The 15,969-nt window shown below is 64.8% G+C and carries 15 protein-coding genes and 2 tRNA genes; 4 read left to right on the forward strand and 13 right to left on the reverse strand.

All coding sequences use genetic code 11. The features are described from left to right. Window positions 1-264 precede the first annotated feature (264 nt). Window positions 265-948, forward strand: coding sequence for a TetR/AcrR family transcriptional regulator (locus SMA01S_RS02825; RefSeq protein WP_084250011.1), 684 nt, complete (start codon window positions 265-267; stop codon window positions 946-948). 274 nt (window positions 949-1,222) lie between these two features. Here the strand turns inward: SMA01S_RS02825 and SMA01S_RS02830 are convergent, their stop codons facing one another. The 5 genes from SMA01S_RS02830 to SMA01S_RS02850 form a co-directional block, all read right to left on the reverse strand. Then, a complete protein-coding gene (locus SMA01S_RS02830; RefSeq protein WP_084250012.1) occupies window positions 1,223-2,581 on the reverse strand; it encodes a tyrosine-type recombinase/integrase in 1,359 nt (452 codons plus the stop codon). Window positions 2,582-2,783: 202 nt separating this feature from the next. Next, window positions 2,784-2,860, reverse strand: a tRNA-Met gene (locus tag SMA01S_RS02835). A 55-nt stretch (window positions 2,861-2,915) separates the two neighbouring features. Beyond that, the gene (locus SMA01S_RS02840) at window positions 2,916-3,389 is read right to left on the reverse strand and encodes a 2'-5' RNA ligase family protein (protein WP_245649127.1); all 474 of its coding nucleotides are present in this window, start codon (window positions 3,387-3,389) and stop codon (window positions 2,916-2,918) included. A 47-nt stretch (window positions 3,390-3,436) separates the two neighbouring features. After that, complete coding sequence (locus SMA01S_RS02845; protein WP_084250013.1) at window positions 3,437-5,374, reverse strand: potassium transporter Kup; 1,938 nt, start codon at window positions 5,372-5,374, stop codon at window positions 3,437-3,439. Between the two features lie 139 nt (window positions 5,375-5,513). Then, the gene (locus SMA01S_RS02850) at window positions 5,514-5,957 is read right to left on the reverse strand and encodes an Lrp/AsnC family transcriptional regulator (RefSeq protein ID WP_066803461.1); all 444 of its coding nucleotides are present in this window, start codon (window positions 5,955-5,957) and stop codon (window positions 5,514-5,516) included. 126 nt (window positions 5,958-6,083) lie between these two features. On the opposite strand from SMA01S_RS02850, the gene ald reads away from it, so the two are divergent. Continuing rightward, entirely contained in the window at window positions 6,084-7,190 is a 1,107-nt protein-coding gene (gene ald / locus SMA01S_RS02855; RefSeq protein ID WP_066817082.1) for an alanine dehydrogenase, read from the forward strand. A gap of 165 nt (window positions 7,191-7,355) precedes the next feature. Here the strand turns inward: ald and SMA01S_RS02860 are convergent, their stop codons facing one another. The 6 genes from SMA01S_RS02860 to ccmC form a co-directional block, all read right to left on the reverse strand. Further along, window positions 7,356-8,000, reverse strand: coding sequence for a tetratricopeptide repeat protein (locus tag SMA01S_RS02860; protein ID WP_066817085.1), 645 nt, complete (start codon window positions 7,998-8,000; stop codon window positions 7,356-7,358). Beyond that, window positions 8,000-8,383 carry a cytochrome c-type biogenesis protein gene (locus SMA01S_RS02865; protein ID WP_066817087.1) on the reverse strand — a complete coding sequence of 128 codons (384 nt, stop codon included), beginning with the start codon at window positions 8,381-8,383 and terminating at the stop codon, window positions 8,000-8,002. Before SMA01S_RS02865 ends, SMA01S_RS02860 begins: the two co-directional genes overlap by 1 nt. Window positions 8,384-8,496: 113 nt before the next feature. Continuing rightward, entirely contained in the window at window positions 8,497-9,024 is a 528-nt protein-coding gene (locus tag SMA01S_RS02870) for a redoxin family protein (RefSeq protein ID WP_066817089.1), read from the reverse strand. Continuing rightward, window positions 9,021-10,955: a heme lyase CcmF/NrfE family subunit gene (locus SMA01S_RS02875; protein ID WP_066817091.1), complete on the reverse strand. Its 1,935-nt coding sequence runs from the start codon at window positions 10,953-10,955 to the stop codon at window positions 9,021-9,023. The genes SMA01S_RS02870 and SMA01S_RS02875 overlap by 4 nt, the downstream gene beginning before the upstream one ends. Then, window positions 10,952-11,386, reverse strand: coding sequence for a cytochrome c maturation protein CcmE (gene ccmE, locus SMA01S_RS02880; protein ID WP_066817093.1), 435 nt, complete (start codon window positions 11,384-11,386; stop codon window positions 10,952-10,954). Before ccmE ends, SMA01S_RS02875 begins: the two co-directional genes overlap by 4 nt. A gap of 106 nt (window positions 11,387-11,492) precedes the next feature. Further along, complete coding sequence (gene ccmC / locus SMA01S_RS02885; protein WP_369405654.1) at window positions 11,493-12,218, reverse strand: heme ABC transporter permease CcmC; 726 nt, start codon at window positions 12,216-12,218, stop codon at window positions 11,493-11,495. Between the two features lie 232 nt (window positions 12,219-12,450). Here ccmC and SMA01S_RS02890 point away from each other — a divergent pair, with 232 nt between their 5' ends. Next, window positions 12,451-13,776 carry a patatin-like phospholipase family protein gene (locus tag SMA01S_RS02890; protein WP_066817096.1) on the forward strand — a complete coding sequence of 442 codons (1,326 nt, stop codon included), beginning with the start codon at window positions 12,451-12,453 and terminating at the stop codon, window positions 13,774-13,776. A 15-nt stretch (window positions 13,777-13,791) separates the two neighbouring features. On the opposite strand, the gene SMA01S_RS02895 is transcribed toward SMA01S_RS02890, so the two are convergent. Continuing rightward, entirely contained in the window at window positions 13,792-14,844 is a 1,053-nt protein-coding gene (locus tag SMA01S_RS02895) for a Leu/Phe/Val dehydrogenase (protein ID WP_066817098.1), read from the reverse strand. A gap of 103 nt (window positions 14,845-14,947) precedes the next feature. Next, window positions 14,948-15,024 (reverse strand) — tRNA-His (locus SMA01S_RS02900). A 158-nt stretch (window positions 15,025-15,182) separates the two neighbouring features. On the opposite strand from SMA01S_RS02900, the gene SMA01S_RS02905 reads away from it, so the two are divergent. Next, window positions 15,183-15,788: a prolyl hydroxylase family protein gene (locus SMA01S_RS02905; RefSeq protein ID WP_066817534.1), complete on the forward strand. Its 606-nt coding sequence runs from the start codon at window positions 15,183-15,185 to the stop codon at window positions 15,786-15,788. Window positions 15,789-15,969 lie beyond the last annotated feature (181 nt).

Raw genomic sequence — 15,969 nt, forward strand, 5'->3', positions numbered from 1 at the left:
ATCATGATTCACCCTAGTCAAGGAACGTATTTTGCACATAGCTAGTATTTAGAAGATGTATTCCGAATCACGCATGTCTCAAAATCGGCTGGCAGGGGTGAGCTAGCTCGCCGGCGGCCTCACTTCGTAACCGAGGCGGTGGCGCCATCGTAGGCGCACCGGCAATCCTGGATCTGCTCAGGCTGAATAAGAGTCGCTACCAAAGAGGAAGCTTGGTAGCAGGTATTCGCAGCAGCACGACGTGCAGGAGGATGCCGACGTACAATGGCTCGACCGACCCAACACAAGGCCAAAAAGCTCGACAGTCTGAACGTGAAGGATTCGACTGTCGCGACCGGCCGGCGACGGTCGGGCACCGATACCCGCCAGCTCCTGCTGTCGTCGGCGCGAGAGTTGGTCGCCGAGACAGGCTTTCGAGAAGCGCAAATGTCGGCAGTTGCAGCACGGGCAGGTATCGCGATCGGCACGGTCTATCGCTATTTTCCGGCAAAGACGGACCTCATGGCGGAGATCGTCGCGCTCGCCTCCCAACGGGAGGTCGATGTCGCCGCCGGAATCGCCATGGGGGAAGGAACGGGGTGTGAACGGCTGTCCTCTGCCATTTGGACCTTCGCGCTGCGGGCCTTGGCCGGCCGGCGCATGGCGCACGCACTGATCGCTGAGCCCGTGGAAGCCGAGATCGAAGCGGCACGATTGAAGTACCGGCGCAAGCTTGCGCGCGTGTTCGAGACGATCATCGAACAAGGCATCCGCGAGGGCAATTTTGTCAGTCAGAATGTCCAGGCAGCTGCAGCCTGCATCGTCGGCTCGATCTTCGAAGGGCTAATCGGGCCACTTGCCGCGGACGCAACAACCACCGACAGCGAACGCCGGGAAAATGCCGCTGCCATCACAGCCTTCTGTCTGAGGGGCGTTTCCGGAACACCAGCCACGTTCGCCGCGCCTTAATCGCCGCTCGCGGCGGTTTGTACGCCGACCTCCATCAGAGAACGGGTAAATCGCAATACTCAATCTGCAAAATACGATTCCAACGATCGCCGCGACGACAGTGAAATGAGTCCTCCCCAGCCCGTATGATGCCCTGGCTCACACCATTTGTTCCGTGGCTCCCCATATGACTCCCAGCAAAGCATCCACAACGCGGTCGACTAGGCCGGCAGGCCGGCATCGAACACGGGTTCGATTTCCATTCTCTCGCTCGCAACGGCTAATCCGATGCGATCTAAACCACGACCCCGTCCGATGCGGCCAACCTGAGCCCCGCCCGCGCCGGCGTCGCTGGGGCACTCGCGCTTCCTGAACCAGCCATGGGATGAAGCTCGGCAATTTCGCGATCCGAATCCGCCGGCGTGGGCACGGACGAAGCATCCTCGATCATGTCGGCCCAGTTCTGAAGCATGCGTCGCCGGGCGGAGAGATACTGGGCGCTGTTATAAGCCCCCCTCACCTCATCTTCATCAGCATGCGCCAAGGCCATTTCTATCCAGTCGGACTTGTAGCACTCGGCTTCGTTCGCCCAAGTCGACGCCAGCCCGCGAAAACCATGCACCGTCTGGCGGCTGCGATACCCCATCCGGTAGCACGCATAGATCATCGTGTTCTGGGAGATGGGCTCGCCGAACTTCGCGCCGGGAAAAACCAGGTCGCCGTTGGTCGACCGGAGACGCCTTCGCATAATAGCGGCAGCCGCAGCGGACAGCGGGACTAGATGCTCGCGCTCCATCTTCATCCGCTCGGGCGACAGGCGCCAGAGTGGCTCGGGACCGTCCAGATCCTCGAATTCGTTCCGAGTCGCAAAGCGCGTTTCGCTGGTGCGCGCCCAGGTGAGTAACGTGAACATGAGAGCGTCGCGGGTGACCGCACGGCGGTGGTCGTCCGCCTCGCCATCATAGGCGATAATGGCACGGACCAACGCCGGGACCTCTTTAAGCGGCACCTTGGGCATGTGCCTGACGCGCGGACGCGGCTTGAGCGCGCCTGCGAGATGGACTGTCGGATCGCTCGTCGCCCAGCCATTGGCGATGGCGAAGCGGAACACCTGTCCGATCGACTGTTTGAGGCGCCGGCTGACGTCGAGCGCCTGCCGCGCCTCGACCGTGCGGATCACCCCCAGGATCTGTGGCACGGTGATCTCGGTGATCGCTTTTTCGCCGAGATCGGGAAAGGCGTCGCGCTCCAGGCGCCTGAGCACGCGTCCGGCGTGGGCCGGGTCGAGTCCCGATTCGCGATTCTCGTGCCAAGCGCGGGCGATCTCCTCGAAACTCCCGGGTATCGGCGGCGGCTTGACTGGCACCGTCTCCCCTGCCCCTTCCGCCGCTTCGGCAACGACAACCGCACCGGGATCGATCCCGGCTGCAAGGAGCGCCTTGGCCGTGCGGCGCTTCTCGCGCGCGACGGCAAGGGAAATACCGGGATATTTGCCGAAGCTGAGCAGCTTTTCCTTGCCGTCGAATCGGTATTTGAGGCGCCAGAGCTTCGATCCATTGGGCTGGACGAGGAGGTGCAGGCCGCCGCCGTCGGACAGCTTGAAGGGCCGCTGCCGGCGCTGAGTATATTTTACCTCGAGTTCCTTCAAAGCCACTTGGGGGTATCGCCTGCTTGTCGAACAAGCGAAAAATACCCCCAACGATACCCCCAAATCAAATCGACGTGGCGGGATCGAGTGGGATTCACATGGACGGCGCCGATCGCGATCGGACGCCGAAAATAGTTGAATTCATTGCAGAAAAAAGCGCCGTTGGACACCGCGGGACAGAGTTGGACTCTGTCCCGCAAAACGGCGCTGGTAGCGGAGGAGGGACTTGAACCCCCGACCCCAGGATTATGATTCCCGTGCTCTAACCAGCTGAGCTACTCCGCCCCGAGAGGCCCGCGTTGCCGCGAGCGGCGGCCTATAAGTAGCGCTCCCGACGCGGTCAAGCGACCATGTGGCGGGAGAGCTTCTCCCAAGGGCCGCCACGATAATACCAGCTGGCAAAACCTGCGATATCGAGCGAGCGGGGCCGGAAGTCGAGCTTGAGCCGGTCGAGCAACGCCCTCGCCTCGCTCGGTTCGACCTTGTTCTGGATCGTGACGTGCGGGCGCCACGGCGCTCGGTCCTGCGGCGCCAGCACGTCGGCCCAGCAATCGGCGAGCCAGGCGCGGCGGTCCTCCAGCTCGGCGGAGTCGATGCGATAGGCCACGCCGCGGCCGAGCGATATCAGTCCGGCGATCCGCGCGGCCGGTGCCCCGTCCCGCGCCAGCTCGCCCAGCCGCTGCCGCACTTCGTCCGCCAGCGACGGCGGCAGATGGTGGAACATGGTCATATGCGCGGCGAGCAGATTGCGGCCGGGTGGAAAATGGGCGCGGCGCTGGGCGTCGAGCCACGCCTGGTTCTCGCGCCCAATCACCGCCGTGACGATGATCGGCGCGGGCGCCGGCGTGGTCGCCGCGTCGCTCAGATCTCGACCTGGCTCCCCACCTCGACCACGCGATTGGTCGGCAGGCGGAAGAATTCCATCGCGCTTTCGGCGTTGCGGAGCATCCAGGCGAATAGCTTTTCGCGCCAGATCGCCATGCCCGGCTTGCTCGACGGCAAGAGTGTCTGCCGCGCGAGGAAGAAGCTGGTGTCCATCATCTTGAACTTGTCGCCGCACCCGGTGACCAACGCCAAGGCCGCGGGTACGTCGGGCTCCTCCATGAAGCCATAACGCAGCACCAGGCGGTGGAAGCCATGCCCGAGATGCTCGAGCTTCACCCGCTCGGACTGTCGCACGAACGGCACATCGGCGATCTTGACCGTCAGCAGGATGATGCGCTCGTGCAGCACCTTGTTGTGCTTGAGGTTGTGGAGCAGCGCGTGCGGTACGCCGTCGGCCGTCGAGGTCATGAACACGGCGGTGCCGGGCACGCGCGTCGCCGAGGTGGCCGCCGACGAGATGAACACCTTGATCGGCATCGCCGCCTCGCGCAGCCGCGCCATCATCAGCTGCCGCCCCTTGGCCCAGGTCGTCAGGATGGTGAAGACGATCAGGCCGACCAGGAGCGGGAACCAGCCGCCGTCCGGTATCTTGGTGAGGTTGGCGGTCAGATAGGCGCCGTCGACCAGGAAGAAGAGCCCGAGCAGCGGGATCGCCGCCCATTTCGGCCAATGCCACAGCCGGAACAGCACCACCGCCAACAGACAGGTATCGATCGTCATCGCGCCGGTAACGGCGATGCCGTACGCGCTGGTCAAATTGGACGAGGTGCGGAAGAACAGCACCAGGATGATGACCATCGTCATCAGCATCCAGTTGATCAGCGGGATGTAGATCTGCCCGGCGGTCGCCGCGCTGGTATGCTCGATCCTGAGGCGGGGCACGAAGCCAAGCTGGATCGCCTGCTGCGTTACCGAAAAAGCGCCCGAGATCACCGCCTGCGACGCGATCACCGCAGCCGCGGTCGCCAGAATGACGAGGGGCAGCTGCAACCATACCGGCGCCAGCAGGTAGAATGGACTTTCCAGCGCGGGCGCTCCGTCGCGCGTCAGCAGCGCCGCCTGCCCCATATAATTGAGGATCAGCGCCGGGAGCACGAAGCACAGCCACGACATGCCGATCGGCTTGCGCCCGAAATGCCCCATATCGGCGTAGAGCGCCTCGGCGCCGGTCACCGCCAGCACTACCGATCCCAGCGCCAGGAACGCGCGGACGGGATCGAGCAGGAAGAATTCGACCGCATAAGTCGGCGAGAATGCCCACAACACTCCGGGCGTCTCGGCGATGCTGAGCGCGCCGAGCAGCGCGATCGTCAGGAAATAGAACAGCATGATCGGGCCGAAGAACAGGCCCACCTTGGCGGTGCCGCTCTGCTGGATCGCGAACAGGAAGATCAGGATCGCGATCGCGATCGGCAACACGAAATGCCCCATGCCGGGCTGCGCCACCGCGAGGCCCTCGACCGCAGACAGCACCGACACCGCCGGCGTGATCATCGAGTCGCCGTAGAAGAGCGACGTCGCGAACACGCCGAGCAGGACGATCCCCGCAGTCCATCTTTTGGTCTGCGCCTTGCTGGAGATGAGCGCGAGCAGCGCCAGGCTGCCACCCTCCCCCTTATTGTCGGCGCGCATGATGATCGCGACATACTTGATCGTCACCACCACCATCATCGACCAGAACATCAGGCTGGTGACGCCCATGATGTGCGCATGGTCGAGGCTGAGCTTGTGATGCCCGGCGAACGTCTCGCGAAAGGCGTAGAGCGGGCTGGTGCCGATATCGCCGAAGACGATGCCGATCGCACCAACGGCGAGCTTGATCAGCCCGTCATTGCCATGCGCATGCGCGTGGCCGGCGTGCGCGTCATCATCGTGCCCGTCGGTTACTGCGATCGAAGGAGTGGCTGCGCTCACGGCAGGCGCCGCGCGTTCGCACGAAAGGTCATGATGACCGTATGAAGCCCCTGTTTACGGTGGCGGCGCCCTAGCATCGCACAGGAACGCTCGCAACGGCGCATTGGATGCGCCGGCTCGTTATGGGTCAGCAAGCCGCTCACGGGCGACGGATGACCTCGCGGATGACGAAATGCGACGCCAGCCGCGTCACGCCCGGCAGGCGCGACAGCGTCTCGCGGTGGATCCGCTCGAAACTGTCGTCGCGCGTCACCTCGACATGAAGCATGTAGTCGGCCTCGCCGCTCATCAGGAAACAATCGCGTACTTCCGGACATTCGCTAATCTCTGCCTCGAATGCCGCCATCGTCTCCTGCCGCTGGTCGCGGAGCGTGACGTTGACCATGACCACCGCCGGATGCCCCCGCGCCTCATGCGACAGCACCGCGCGAAAACCCGCGATCAGCCCGCGATCACGCAGGCTGCCGACGCGGCGGTGCGCAGCGCTTCCCGACAGGCCTACCGCCTCGCCGAGTTCCGCACTTGTCAGGTCCGAATTGACGACGAGTTGTTTGAGGATCTTGCGATCGAGATGGTCGAGCATTTTTCTCTCACAGGGATATAATCACGCAAGCATATCCTGCCAGGGGCCTCTCCTGTCAAAAAACTTGCGAACCTCTCTCGCCTTTCCGGCGCTATTTGCATGGCAACCCCTTTCAGGAGAGTTCGCATGCGAGTCGGTGTCCCCAAGGAAATCAAGAATCACGAATATCGCGTCGGCCTGACCCCTTCGTCGGTCGCCGAGCTCCACGCCGCCGGCCATGAGGTCATCGTCGAGACCAAGGCGGGCATGGGCATCGATTTCGAGGACCAGGCCTATATCGACGCCGGTGCGCGGATCGTGCCCGACGCCAAGACCGTGTTCGCCGAATCGGACATGATCGTGAAGGTCAAGGAGCCGCAGCCGCAGGAAGTGGCGATGCTCGAACCGCGCCACGTGCTGTTCACCTATCTCCACCTCGCCGCCGACAAGCCGCAGGCCGAAGGGCTGATGAAGTCGGGCGCGACCTGCATCGCCTATGAGACGGTGACCGCCGCCCGCGGCGGCCTGCCGCTCTTGAAGCCGATGTCCGAAGTCGCCGGCCGCATGTCGGTCCAGGTCGGCGCGCATTATCTCGAAAAGGAACAGGGCGGCCGCGGCGTGCTGCTCGGCGGCGTTCCCGGCGTGGCCCCGGCCAAGGTCGCGATCCTTGGCGGCGGCGTGTCGGGCATCAACGCAGCGCAGATGGCGGTCGGCATGCGCGCCGACGTCACCATCTACGACATCAACAACGACCGCCTGGCCGAACTCGACATGTTCTTCTCGAGCCAGATCAAGACGCAGTACGCGTCGAAGCAGGCGATCGCGCAGGCGGTGCGCAACGCACATCTGGTGATCGGTGCGGTGCTGGTGCCCGGAGCAGCAGCACCCAAGCTGGTCACGCGCGAAATGGTCAAGACGATGAAGCGCGGCTCGGTGCTGGTCGACATCGCGATCGACCAGGGCGGCTGTTTCGAGACCAGCCATGCCACGACGCACGAGGATCCGGTGTTCGAGGTCGACGGCGTGATCCATTATTGCGTCGCCAACATGCCCGGAGCGGTGGCGCGGACCAGCGCGTTCGCGCTCAACAACGCCACCCTGCCCTTCGCGCTCAAGCTCGCGAATCTGGGTGCGGAGGCCGCGATGAAGGCCGATCCGCACCTCGCCAACGGGCTCAACGTCTATAAGGGCAAGATCACGCACGAAGCGGTCGCCGAAGCACTCGACCTCCCGTTCCAGGCCTGGCACGCCTGATCAAGCACGCTGACGATCCGCCCGACCGCTTGGAGTTTGTTTCAGCAAAGCTGAAACAGTGGCGGTGCCGGCCCGCTCCCCCACCCGGCCCCCCATAGAATATCCTGATTGGGAGGCCGGGTGGGGGAGCGGGCCGGCACCGTCACAGCGAAGCTGAAAACGAGTCTAGCGTTGGGCGGATTGTTCGCGGGCGATCTCGGCGAGCAGCATGTCGAGCAGAGTCAGCCGCCGCACGATCTCATCGCGATAGCTGGCATTCTTGGGGGTCAAATCCAGCGCGTGCTTCCACAGCGGCCGCGCCTTGGCGAATTCTCCGGCGCGAATATAGGCCAGGCCGAGGAACAAGGGCGGCCCAGGATTCTGCGGCGCCAGCATCATCGCCCGGCGATAGGCCAGCAGCGCCGCCGGCGACACCACGCCACGATCGTGCAGCGCGATCACGTTGCCGAGTTCGCTCCACATCGCCGCGTTCTGCGGGGCATAATCGACCCCGCCGGTCAGCGCGCGCGCAGCGAAGTCGGGATCGCCATTGGCCAGCGCGACGTCCGAAATCCCGAAATACATCGACTCGCCGCCGAAGCGGCCAAAGAAGGTGTCGCGCAGTTTCTTGTACGCTTCGCTCGGCGGCAGCTTGACCGCATCGGCCGCGACCGGCTGCGCCGCCAGGTCGGGCTGTCCCTGCCAGGCATAGCCGGCCGCGCCGAGCATCAACGCGGCGCCCGCGAGCGGCCAGAGCGGCCGCGGCAGGCGCAGCACGGCGAGCAACGCCGCCGTGGTCAGCCCGATCAGCGCGAGCATGATCCAGCCCATCAGCGCTTCCTCCTGAAGCTCGACCGCGCGATCGCGATTCCGATCACGAGCAGCACGAAAGGAGCCGCCCAGAGCGGCCAGGTCGCGCCGCCCAGCGGTGGGTCGTAACTGATATAGTCGCCATAACGCTGGATCAGCCAGGCGCGCACCTGCTCCGGACTCTCGCCGGCTTTAATCCTCTCGCGGATCAACGAACGCATGTTGCCGGCGATGTCGGCATTGCTGTCGGCGATCGCCTGGCCCTGGCATTCGACGCAGCGGATCGTCTCCATCAGCGCCTTGGCCTGCGCTTCCTGCGCGGGATCGCTGAGCTGGGTGTCGGCAAGCGGCGCTTTCTGGGCGAGCGCTGGGGCGGCGATTAGAAGAGCAAAGACTATCGTCATCCCGGCCCTGTGCCGGGGTCTACCCTGCCGCGAGCGCGGACCTCCCGACTCCACGCACCTCGCCCTCCTCACGGTGGATGCCTGGACAAGCCCGGCATGACGTTTGGAGAATCTCATCGCATCCCCCGCCACGTCTTCAGGATGTCGTCGACCTGATCCGACTGCAAATTGCTGACATATTGCCGCACGATCCGCCCGCGCCCGTCGATCAGGAATGTCTCCGGTACGCCCGACGAGCCCAGGGCGATCTGCACCTGGCTGGCCTTGTCGTTGCCGATCCGCTCATAGGGATCGCCGTTACGATCGAGAAATTTCTGGATCGCCTCAGGCGTGTCATTGATCGCCACGCCGTCGATCGGCACGCCGGCCGCTTTCAGCTTCATCAGTTCCGGCGCCTCGGCGATGCACGGCACGCACCAGCTGGCGAAGACGTTGATCAGGCGCGGCTTGCCGCCGCCGAAGCTGGTCCGCGCGACTCCCGGCTTGGTCGGCAGCATCGCCGGCAGCGCGAACTCGGGCAGCGGCTTGTCGACCATCGCCGAGCGAACGGTGCGGTCCGCCGGCTTGAACAGCCCAAGCGCGACCAGACCGAACAACGCCGCGAACAGCGCGAGCGGCAGCCAAAGCAGCACGCGCCTCACGCCACCGCTTCCTCATACTCATCGTACACCGCACGCTTGCGGCGGCGGATCCGGCCAAGGAATGACAAGGCGCCGCCCAGTCCGATCAGGCCGCCGCCCAGCCAGATCAACGTCACGAACGGTTTCCACCACAAGCGGACTTGCCACCCGCCCTTGCCGTCGGGCTGACCAAGCACGGTATAGAGCTGGCCGTCGAGCCGCGTCGCGATCGCGCTTTCGCTGGTCGTTGTCGTTGGACTGGCGAAGAAGCGCGACTCCGGCGACAGGATGAAGGGTGCGCCTCCCTCTCCGCGGCGGATGCTGAGATCGGCGGCGATCGCCGACCAATTGGGTCCGACCACCGGACGGATGCCGGTCATCGTCACCAGATAGGGCCCGACCGCGCGCGTTTCGCCCTGGCGCAATACCGCCAAGGTCTCCTTGGTGAAGGCGCTATCGCTCGCCATCCCGGTCAGGCTCACCGCGACGCCCAGATGCGCGACCACCATGCCCCAGGTGAAGAGCGGTGTGCGGCGCAAATTGCGGCCCCATAACGGCGCGACGCTCGCCACCGCGAGCCCTGCGGCCAGCACCAATGCCGCCAGCGGCAGGAATCCCACGCCCCAGGCGAACGGTACCAGCACGATCAGCGCCGCGCACGAAGCCGCGACCGGCCAGGTCATCCGCTTGAGCAGCGCCTGTATCTCGTCGCGCCGCCAGCGCAGCAGCGGCCCGATCGCGATGAACACGACCAGCGCCAGCGCCACCGGCCCGACGGTCTTGTCGAAGAACGGCTTGCCGACCGACAATTGCACGCCCCAGCCCGCCGCGGCGAGCGGGTAGAGCGTGCCGATCAGCACGATCCCCAGGATCACCGACAAGAGCAGGTTATTGACCACCAACGCGCCTTCGCGACTGACCAGCGCGAAGGTATTGCCTTGCCGGACGGTGCCGATCCGAGCGGCGAACAGCGCCAACGCGCCGCCGATATAGATCGCCAGCAGCGCCAGGAGGAAAGCACCGCGCTTCGGGTCGACGGCAAAGGCATGGACGCTGGTCAGGATGCCCGAGCGCACCAGGAACGTCCCGATCATGCTCATCGAAAAGGCGACCACCGCCAGCATGATCGTCCAGGCGCGCAAGCCGTCGCGCGTCGCCAGCACCGATACCGAATGGAGCAAGGCAGTCGCCGCCAGCCACGGCATCAGGCTGGCATTCTCGACCGGATCCCAGAACCACCAGCCGCCCCAGCCGAGCTCATAATAGGCCCAATAGCTCCCCGCGGTGATGCCGATCGTCAGGAAGATCCAGGCGCCGAGCACCCAGGGGCGCATCGCGCGGGCAAAGGCCGGCCCGACATCGCGGGTGACCAGCGCGCCGACCGCGAACGAGAACGCCACCGAGATGCCGACATAGCCGACGTACAAGGTCGGCGGATGGAACGCCAAGCCGGGATCCTGGAGCAACGGATTGAGGCCGTTGCCGTCGGGCGGCGACGGAAACAGCCGCGCGAACGGATTCGAGGCGAACAGCAGAAAGGCGTAGAACCCCATCGCGATCAGCGCCTGTGCGCCGATCGTCGCGTTGAGCGTCCGCGAATCGAGCCGCCGCTCGAAGATCGCGACCGCGCCGCCAGCCAGCCCCAGGATCGTCACCCAGAGCAGCATCGACCCTTCGTGATTCCCCCATGCACCGGCGATCTTGTACATCATCGGCTTGAGCGAATGGCTGTTCTCGGCGACCAGCAGCACCGACATGTCGGACTGGACGAACACCAGGATCAGGCACAGCATCGCCAGCGCGGTCAGCAACCCTTGCGCAATCGCCACCGGACGCACCGCCCGCGCCATTTCCGCGCGTCCGCCGATCACCGCGCTCGACGCGACGACCAGCTGCAACACCGCCATGACGGCGGCCAGCCACAACGCGGCTAGTCCCCCTTCCGCGATCATTGCTTGAGCGACCTCGTCTCGTGCAGCTTGCCGGCCATTTCTGGCGGTTGGTATTTCTCGTCATGCTTGGCGAGCAAATTGGTCGCGACGAAGCTGCCGTCGGGCTGGAATTGCCCCTCGGCGACGACGCCGGATTTCTCGCGAAACAGATCGGGCGCGATGCCCTTGAAGCTCACCGGCGTGCTGGCGGCGCCATCGGTGACGACGAAGTCGAGCGTCACGCCATCGGCAGCGCGTTTGATCGACCCTGCCTCGACCAGACCGCCGAGCCGCACCGCCTTACCCAGCGGCAGGCCTTGTTTCTTGACGTCGGACGGCGCGTAGAAGAACGACGCCTGGTCCTTCAAACCCGACAAAGCGAGTGCGCTTGCCCCTGCGATCGCAAGGATCGCCAGCCCCGCGAGCCACAATCGTTGATGTTTCGGCTTCACTTGTGGTCGCGCTCCGCCGTGCGCATCGCGACATAGCTCCACCCGATCAGCGCGATAGTCGCGCCGAGCGTGAGGCCGTAGGCCGCCGCGACGAACAGCCATTGGTTCATGCCGCCATCCTCCGCATCCGCGCCTCGCGCCGTTCGCGCGCCAGCATCGCCCGCATCCGCATCAGCACGATGCCGGCGAACAGGAATGTGAAACCCGACAGCGTGAACCAGAGCGGCCAGAGCATCGAGGAATCGATCGTCGAGCTGGTCAGCCCGATGCTCTCGCCCTGATGCAACGTATTCCACCACACCACCGAATAGCGGATGATCGGCAACAACACCGTCCCGGCGATCCCGTAAATTGCCGGCAACCGCCCGTCGCCGCCTCGATCGGCATCGGCCCGCGCCAGCGCCATATAAGCGAGATAGACGAAGAACAGCAGCAACATGCTGGTCAGCCGCCCGTCCCATTCCCACCAGGTGCCCCAGGTCGGCCGCCCCCAGATCGATCCGGTGGCAAGGCACAGAAAGGCGAACACCGCACCCGGCAAGGCGATCGCGCGCGCCGCGATGCGCGCCAGCGGATGCCGCCAGACGAGATAGGACAGGCTGGCGACCGCGATCCCGCTCCATCCCCCCATACCGAGCCAGGCGGTCGGCACATGGATGTAGAGAATCCGCACGCTGTCGCCCTGCAGATAATCGGGTGGCGTCTGGGTCAGCCCGGCCCAGCAGCCGAACAGGGTCAGCAACACGCCCGACACCAAAAAGGCCGGCGTCAGCGGACGCGCGAGGCGCAGGAAGCGCGCGGGATTCGCAAGGGCATGAAGGCTGGCCACGATGGTGGAGGCGAATAGGGCAAGATTCGCGCCGCGTCACCTGTCAGTTGGAATGACGGCATCCCTGGAGTCGCCTCCGCCGGCGACGCTGCGGCGACCAACATCCTTGACCATTCAATCCCCCCGGACTGAACCGCCGGAATATCCAGTTCGGTTGCGATTTGTCTGTCCCAGTCGCCCGGTGGCCATTGTTTCAACTGGCATTTGATCACATCATCTCAGTCGGGGGTGTTCGATGACCAAATTGGCCGCGCTCGTCATGTCGGTACTCTTGCTCGCGGGATGCGGGCAGATTCGTCCGATCGCGCCGCCGGGCTGCGCCGTCATCGCCTATCGCTTGTTGCCCAGCCCGCAGGACCCGCGCGCGTTCCTGACCGAGAATCGTGCGCCACGCGAATTCGGCGAGGTCCTGCTGAACCGGCTGAGAACAGCCCAGAGCCTGCGGAACGGCCCGCGTCAGGTGCTCGTGCTCAGCGGCGGCGGTCAGCATGGCGCGTTCGGCGCCGGCTTCTTCCTCGGCCTTCCCCATGTTCCCGACTATCAAGTAGTCACCGGCGTCAGTACCGGCTCGCTGCAAAGCACCTTGGTGTTCCTGGCGAACCAGCCGGAGCCGGCTGACCGGACCGCGTTGCCGGCCTATATGTCGCTCAACCCTGACCTGGGGAAACCGGGACAATCGAACCTTCAGGATCTCGCGCTGGCTTATGCCGTCCAGAAGGAAGGCGATCTGATGAAGGTCGGCTCGCCGCTTCGTGCGGTGAACAAGGGGTCGATCGCGACCTTCGGCCCGCTGCACGCCTTGTTGCAGGCGCTGATCACCCACGACACGATCGTCGCGGTGGCCGCCGAAGCAAGGAAGGGCCGCTCGCTGTTCGTCGGCATCACCGATCTCGATGACGGTTACGGCTATGCGGTCGATCTGACTGAAATGGCGAAGCAGGCGGTCGACCGGCAAGCCGTCGATGCCGGCGCCGTCGACAGAATGATCCCCTGTTATATCGATTCGCTGATTGCCTCGTCGACCGTACCGCCCGGCGTCCCGCCTGTGTCGCTCAACGTCGCAGGGGCGCCGCAGACCGACATGTTCATGGACGGTGGCGCGCGGTTCGGAGTCTTCTTCGACCAGCTTCGCAGCGTCGCCAAATCCGACGGCTCGACCGACATGACAGTGATCGTCAATGGCGGGCTCTATGGCGGGCCCTGGCTGGACGATAAGGGCCAGCGGATCAGCGAATGGTCGGTTGCGAGCTTCGGCCTGCGCGCGGTCGATATGATGGAGAACCAGGTCTATCGTCTGTCGGTCGGCGACGCTGAGCAATGGGCGGTCGACAACGGCACATTGCGCATGGCGTTCATCTCGAACGAGAAGCTACGCGTGATGACGGGCGATCCCGATCAATGGGTCTATGACGGCCGGACCTGCGCCGACGCCTCGGCCGCCGATGCGGCAAGCAAGCCGGTCCAGTTTCACCCACAATATATGCGATGCCTGATCGACTACGGGCAAAAGCGCGGCGCGCGCGATCCCTGGAACAAGGTATTGCCCCCGCCCGTCAAATAGAGCGGGCGGCGCGCCTTACCCCCGCCCGATCAGCCGCCGTGCAATCGCGTCCGCCACGTCCGAGGCAGGCTGGCCGGTACGGTCGCTTTCGTCCCACACTTCGATCAGGCGCTCGGGAATGCGGGCGATCCGCGCCTCGACCTCGGCGCGGTCGCCCTGGCCGAGATATTCGAGGCCGACATTGATGATACCGCCGGCGTTGATGACGTAATCGGGCGCGTAGAGCACGCCGCGCGCGTGGAGCCGCGAGCCGTCCTCCCGCGTCGCCAGCTGGTTATTGGCGCCGCCGGCGATCACCTTGGTGTTGAGCGCGGCGATCGTCTCGGCGGTCAAGATCGCGCCCAGCGCGTTGGGGCTGACCACATCAGCTTCCAGCGCCAGGATTTCTTCGGTCGGCACCGTCGCGGCGCCAAGCTCGGCGGCCAGCGCCTTCGCCTTGTCACCATTGACGTCCGCCAGGGTCAGCTTGGCGCCGTCCGCAGCCAGCAATCGCGCCAGCCCGCCGCCGACACTGCCGACGCCCTGGATCGCGACGTGCACGCCGGCCATCGAATCGACGCCCAACCCGCGCTTCGCCGCGGCTTTGACGCCCTGATAGACGCCGCTCGCCGTATACGGCCCCGGATCGCCACCGGCACCGCCCGCAGCCACCGGCAAGCCCGACACGTGCTTGGTGCGAGTCGCGATCACCTTCATGCTCGCCTCGGACATGCCGACATCTTCGGCCGTCACGTAGCGGCCGCCCAGCGACTCGACCGCGGCGCCGAACGCCTCGAGCTGGGCATGGCTGATTGCCTCGCCCGGCCTCGACGCCAGCACGACGCCCTTGCCGCCGCCCAGCGGAAGCCCGGCCATGGCATTCTTATAGCTCATCCCGCGCGACAGCCGGAGAGCGTCGGTGATCGCGCGATTGGAATCGGCATAATGCCAGAAGCGCACGCCGCCCGCCGCCGGGCCGAGATGGGTCGAATGCACCGCGATGATCGCGGTCAGCCCCGCTTCGGGGTTGCGAAACAGGTGGACGCCCTCATGGTCGTCGAAATCGGGAAGGTCCCAAACGGAAGTCATGCTGGCTCCGGCGTGGCAAAGAAAATTACGGTGCCGCGTAATATTCTTCTAGAGCGGCGATGGCCAGCCCGAATGCGCCGTGGGCGCGAAATGGCTGGAATAATGGGGCGACCGACGGGACTTGAACCCGCAACATCCGGCATCACAAGCCGACGCTCTAACCAATTGAACTACGATCGCCGTAGAACGCGCGCCCCTAGCGGCACCGACCGGTGCAGGTCAAGGCTGACGACGCACGATGATTTGGTTAGGCTCCGTGCCCTATGTCGTCGGCCGATATTTCTTCTCCGCTTAATCTCGGTTCGGGTCACCCGTCCGAGCCGGTGATCGCCCATATCATGGCACAGCCTGGCGTGCAGCGCACACCCAGCCCCAAGCTGACTTTGTTCCAGCGGCGCGGCTTCGTCACGCCCGATCTGTGCCAGGCATTGATCGCGCTGATCGATACGCAGCGGCGCCCCTCGACGGTCTCCGATTATAATGGTGACGCGGCTTTTCGGACGAGTGAAACCTGCGACCTCGACGCGGCGATCCCGATCGTCGCCGAACTGGAGCAGTTGATCACTCGATTCGTCGGCCTCGACCCCGCCCATGGCGAGCCGATCCAGGGACAGCGTTACGCGGTGGGCCAGGAGTTCAAGGCTCACACCGATTATTTCGAGCCCGGCGGTGTCGACTTCCACACCTACACGTCGGTCGCCGGCAACCGCACCTGGACCGCGATGATCTATCTGAACGAGCCCGACGCCGGCGGGGCGACGCGGTTCAAGACGATCGACAAGATCGTCCAGCCCGAAACGGGCAAATTGCTCTGCTGGAATAATCTGCGCCCCGACGGCAGCCCCAATCCGAGCACCATCCATCAGGGGATGAAAGTCCGCGCCGGCACCAAGTACGTCATTACCAAGTGGTTCCGCGAGCGCCCCTGGGGTTGGGCGTCGTGACATTTTAGGACCGTCACAAGACTTTCATCAAATCGCCATCGGTGAGTCACGCAAGTGCAACTGCACCGACGCAATCCACCCATAGGGGCCAACGCGACGATGTGGCGGGGGGAATCACCGACTCGCTGAACGATCGTCGTGAACGGACGGACGGCACACAGCCGTCGCCTTACCCAGTGGA

Source organism: Sphingomonas mali NBRC 15500, from assembly GCF_001598415.1.
Taxonomy (GTDB): domain Bacteria; phylum Pseudomonadota; class Alphaproteobacteria; order Sphingomonadales; family Sphingomonadaceae; genus Sphingomonas; species Sphingomonas mali.